General features: G+C 72.4%; 4 protein-coding genes. All 4 read left to right on the top strand.

Annotation, left to right across the window (positions count from 1 at the left end):
• Positions 1-161 precede the first annotated feature (161 nt).
• The 4 genes from JS521_RS23780 (at position 162) to JS521_RS23765 (ending at position 4,313) form a co-directional block, all read left to right on the top strand.
• Positions 162-857 carry an ABC transporter ATP-binding protein gene (locus JS521_RS23780; RefSeq protein WP_205084983.1) on the top strand — a complete coding sequence of 232 codons (696 nt, stop codon included), beginning with the start codon at positions 162-164 and terminating at the stop codon, positions 855-857.
• The gene (locus JS521_RS23775; RefSeq protein WP_205084982.1) at positions 854-3,094 is read left to right on the top strand and encodes an ABC transporter permease family protein; all 2,241 of its coding nucleotides are present in this window, start codon (positions 854-856) and stop codon (positions 3,092-3,094) included. Before JS521_RS23780 ends, JS521_RS23775 begins: the two co-directional genes overlap by 4 nt.
• A 384-nt stretch (positions 3,095-3,478) precedes the next feature.
• On the top strand, positions 3,479-3,871 hold the full coding sequence (locus JS521_RS23770; protein ID WP_205084981.1) for an RNHCP domain-containing protein: 393 nt from the start codon (positions 3,479-3,481) through the stop codon (positions 3,869-3,871).
• Positions 3,872-3,893: 22 nt separating this feature from the next.
• Positions 3,894-4,313, top strand: coding sequence for an RNHCP domain-containing protein (locus JS521_RS23765; RefSeq protein WP_205084980.1), 420 nt, complete (start codon positions 3,894-3,896; stop codon positions 4,311-4,313).
• Positions 4,314-4,434: the final 121 nt, after the last annotated feature.

Here is a 4,434-nt window from a genome sequence, read left to right as displayed (position 1 = left end):
CCCCGCTGCCCCCTCGGCTGCGCGCCGCAGTGCGGCAGCTACCCTCCGCGCCCCGTCGCGGCGCCCCCGGCCCGGCGCCCCCCCCCCCCCCCCGCCCAGGTCCTTTACTCCCGTGATCCGGTCACGCCAGGCGCGAGCGACCGGCTGAAAGAGACCGTGTGATGCAAGTGAACCCCGTGCTGGACGTTCGGGACCTCTCCTATTCCGTGGCCGGCCGGGCACTGCTCGACGGTGTGAACCTCACGCTCCCCGCCGGTGAGTCGCTGACCGTCACCGGGCCCAGCGGGTCAGGGAAGAGCACACTGCTCAACTGTGTGCTCGGGCTGATCCGTTACGACGACGGGACGGTCCGCATCGCCGGTCAGGATCTGGCCGGGCTCAAGCCGCGCAACCTGGCCAGACACCGGCGCGACACCATGGGCATGGTGTTCCAGTTCGGCGAACTGCTCCCGGAGCTCACTCCCGTGGAGAACGTCGCGATGGCCGCGCTCCTGGCCGGGGTCAAGCGGGCCGAGGCCTTCGACCGTGCGCGCCGGCTGCTCGTCGACCTCGGCGTGCCGGTTGAGGCGACTCCGACTGCGGAGCTGTCCGGCGGGGAGCGGCAACGGGCGGCCGTGGCACGCGCGTTGGTCAACCGTCCTGCCCTGCTGCTGGCCGACGAGCCCACGGGATCGCTCGACACACAGAACCGGGAAGCCGTCGCTGAGCTGCTGTTCTCCCTCCCCCGCACCTGGGGCTGCGCGGTCTTGGTGGTCACGCACGACGAGTCCGTCGCGGCTCGTGCCGATCATCGTTTCGCGCTCCGCGAGGGGCGGCTCGTCGCTGAGGACGTCTCGCTTTCCCGAGGTGCTCGATGAACACGGGACGGTCGCTGAACCGTCAACTGCTACGGATGGGGCGCGCCGCCGGACGCGGATCCGCCGACGGCCGCATCCGTTTCGTGGCTCTGACGATCGCCACCTGCGTGCTCGCCGTGACCTTGGCCGCGGCGGTGGCTGCATGGGCCACGTACGACGAGCGGACGGAGCGCGGGGCGGCCCGCACGCCGGTGCTGCGTCTGCACGACGGGCAGACCCCGGAAGAGGCTCCTCTGCGGATACAGCTCTATGTGGACGATGTTCACGACCAGCAGGTGGAAGTCATCTACGTCGAGCCCATGAGCGCCGACGCTCCTCTGCCCCCCGGCGTCTCCCGCTGGCCGGGGCCGGGCGAAGCGGTGTTGTCGCCGTCGCTGGCCGCCGACGGGGTCGAAGACCGGTACGGGCGGGTCGTCGGCAGCATCGCTCCGGAAGGGCTGGCCAGTCCTGGCGAGCGTTACGCCTACGCCCGGCCCGCGGACGGAACCCTCGCCGCCGACCATGCCCTGCTCGCCACCGGTTTTGGGTCCAAGGACGCGGGCGGATTCGGTGACCTGGCCACCGTGCGCCCCTTGTCGGTCTTTCTCAGCCTGCTGATCGCCATGCTCGGCCTGCCCGCCGGTCTGTTCGCCGTGGTGGCCACCCGGCTGGGCGCGGCGGGCCGTGACCGGCGTACGGCACTACTCGGCGCTCTGGGTGGGGGACGCCGACAAGTGGCGTTGCTGAGCACGGGGGAAGCCGCTCCGGCGCTGCTGCTCGGCGTCGCGCTGACCGCTCCTGTGCTGGGAGCGGCCCTGGTCACCGATCTGAGAATTCCCTTCGTCGGCTACGTACTGGCAGCGTCCGACATGCGATCCCACGTCTGGCCGCTGGTCCTGACACTGATCGCGTCCCCGCTGCTGATCGTCGCTCTGGTCGTCCTGATGCATCAGTGGGCGGGGCCCGGCAGGTCGACCAGACCACGCGGCACCGGCCGGGGACGCCTGGTGAAGGTCGCGGCCGGGCTGTGCCCGGTATTCCTGGGAATCCTGAGCTGGTCGCCCACGGCGTTCGCCACGTACGGGGCCACCCGGACCGTCGTGCTGGTGTCCCTGCTCGGCACCGTCGGGGCCCTGGCCACCGTGCCTGCGGCCGTCGCGCTGCTGCTGTCCGCGGCGGGCCGCGGCGTGACGGCACTCGGGCGCCGCCGGGGCTGGGCGGGGACTCTCCTCGCGGGCCGCTGGACCCAGGGACGGCCGGGGTACCTCTCGCGCCTGGTGGCGGGCGTGGTCATCGCGCTGGGGCTGCTGAGTGTGGTCCAGGTGTACCCGAGCATGCACAGCGCCTCGGTCCAAGGGGCACTGGCCATGCGGGAGCGCTTCGGGCACAGCCTCCTCACAGTACAGATGCCGCACGGCGCGGAGGGCAGAACCGGGGCATGGGTCGAGAAGCTGCCGCCCGGAGCCGAGGTCGCGGTGCTCGACTCGACGCTCGGTCTGGCGAACGGAGCAGGCGAGGTGAAGGAGACCCCGGACGGACCGGTCGAGGTTCGGCAGGCAGTCACGGTCCGCGGAAACTGCGGTGCTCTGCGCGGCCTGGGCCTGGAATGCCCGGCCGGGCGCCGGGCACAGGACGTACTGCTCTCGGACTCCTCGCCCGCCCTCCGGGCCCTGCTGCCCCCCTCCGTCGAGCAGGTGGGCGTGGACCGCGGCCCACTCGCCCCGCGTCAGGGCAATGTGCTCGTCGTCTACTCCCCGCAGGGCGAAGCGCTTCCGCTCGGAACCCTCAAGCGTGACGCCCTCTCCATCCTGGGCCCCGGCGCCCTCGTCGAGGCAGTCGGGCAAGGATGGATCGGGGGCGCGGCGCTGCTCTCCTCACAGCTGCGGTGGGTAACGCTTCTGGGGGTCGTGGGTGTGGGGCTGGTGGCGATGGCAGCTGCGTTGAACTGTCTTGCCGAGGTCTTGCGCTTCGCCCGTTCCATCGCACCGGTCTCCGTGGTCAGCGGTAGCCGACGGGTGTACGTGACCGTGGCCGCCTGGACACTCGCCGCACCCCTGTGCGCCGCCGCCGCACTGGGGACGGTGAGCGCCGTCTGGGTCACGCTGCCCTACACGACACCACCGAGAAGCGGCGAGCTGCCTCCGCTGATGCTGAGCGCATCGGTGGCGACTCTCTGCGCCTTGGCGTTGGTGGTGGCCTGCCTCGCCGCCTGGAGTGCCGTACGGGAATCGGAGCGCTGGCGCCCGCGGCACGACTGACTGCCGTCGCCGCCGGCCTGCGGTCTGACGGTCGGCAGGCGACAGTCGGCGTACAAAATTCGGTGGCCGGTCCCTCGGCCCCCTTGTTACGGTGCTCGCTCCTCGACCGCGGGACCGACCGCGGGTGACCTCTGGGCGCGAGCCCTGGAAAGCAGTTGATGTATGCCCCGGCCAGTGATTCCGAGCCTCCCTCGTCGCGCCTGTGGCGCCGGGGCGACCGGGCCTGACCGTCCGCGGCCGCCGTACGCGACCGACTGCTGACACCTCACGGACGGCTGCCGTCGCGCAGCTGTCCGGCCCCGCTCCCCCTACGCCTCTGACGCGAGGGGTGCTCGGTACTTCCCTGCTGCTTCGTTCCTCATTTCCTCGGCAAGGAGTATCCGGGTGTCTCACGACAACCCCCAGCACCGCTCAGCCATGTCCTCCCCGTCTCCCATGTCCTCCCTGGAGACCTTCACCTGCGTCCGCTGCGGACTGACCGTCGCCGCGTACGCACCCGACGGCAGCCGGCGCAACCACTGCCCCAGCTGTCTGCACTCGCAGCACCTCGTCGACCACGTCGAGGGCGGCCGCTCCGACTGCGAGGGCCGGATGGCCCCGATCTCCATCGCGGTGCTGCGCACCGGCGACTGGATGCTCGTCCACCGCTGCACCCGGTGCGACGAGCTGACTTCGAACCCGGTCCGCGGGGACGACAACCAGCTGATCCTGATGCGGATGGCCGTACGTCCGCTGGCCCAGCCGCCCTTCCCGCTCGAAGCCTTCGGTGACCTGTGAACCGGGCGACCGAGGAGCTCCGATGACGCGGCGCAAGCCCCGTCGGGGATCGGGACGCCGTCCGCAGCGGGCCAAGGACGTGCTGCACGGGCCGGCCGGGACGCGCGGGGACGCGTTCCGGTGCGTCGGGTGCCGGCTCGACGTCCCGCTGGCGGCGCCGGGCACCGCCCACCGCAATCACTGCCCGTCCTGCCTGGTCAGCCTGCATGTGGACGGGCGCGTTCCGGGTGACCGGGCGGCGGGGTGCCGTGGGCGGATGGTGCCCCTGAGCCTGTCGGTGCGGCAGGACGGGGAGTGGATGCTCATCCACGACTGCCTCGCCTGCGGCCGGCTCAGCGCCAATCGCATCGCGGGCGACGACAACGCGCTGGCGCTCGTCCGGCTGGCGCTCCGGCCGCTCGCGGACACCGGCATCCCCGCGCGGGCCATGCTCGCGCTGTGAGCCCGAGGGGGCCCCCGGCCCCCCCCCCCCGGGCGCGGGGGGGGGGGATCAATTCGTTGCCCCCCCCGCGCGCCCCCCCCCCCCGCGGGCCCCCGCCCCCAGAGAGGGGGCCGGGGCCTCA

This window comes from Streptomyces durocortorensis, from assembly GCF_016901035.1.
GTDB classification, from domain to species: Bacteria; Actinomycetota; Actinomycetes; order Streptomycetales; family Streptomycetaceae; genus Streptomyces; species Streptomyces durocortorensis.
The sequence above is the reverse complement of the archived record's forward strand: the minus strand, read 5'-3'. Positions and strand labels throughout refer to the sequence as shown.